This is a genomic window from Cupriavidus sp. SIMBA_020 (assembly GCF_046535395.1).
Lineage (GTDB): Bacteria > Pseudomonadota > Gammaproteobacteria > Burkholderiales > Burkholderiaceae > Cupriavidus > Cupriavidus campinensis.
Genome location: NZ_JAWRWU010000996.1, coordinates 1 through 258, shown reverse-complemented (window position 1 = coordinate 258; position 258 = coordinate 1). Strand labels below are relative to the sequence as shown.

Below are 258 nucleotides of genomic sequence, written 5' to 3'. Positions count from 1 at the left end.
CTCCGCGCGACGCGCTTCGAGACCCTGCAGGCCTATTACTCGATCGCCGGACGCGACGTCGAGCGCGAGCTGGTGCCGCTCGCGCGCGACGAGCAACTGTCGCTGCTGGTCTGGTCGCCCCTCGCCGGCGGCCTGCTGTCGGGGAAGTTCGGGCCCGGCGCGCCGGCCGACGCCGGTGCGCGCCGTGCGCATTTCGATTTCCCGCCGGTCGATCTCGAGCGCGCGTGGCCGTGCGTGGCGGCGATGCGCACGCTCGCC

The 258-nt window shown here is 74.4% G+C and carries 1 protein-coding gene; it reads left to right on the top strand.

Annotated elements, in window-relative coordinates; genetic code table 11:
- Positions 1–258 (top strand): aldo/keto reductase (locus SB751_RS32465; protein WP_410749318.1); only part of this gene is annotated, 258 nt, incomplete at both ends.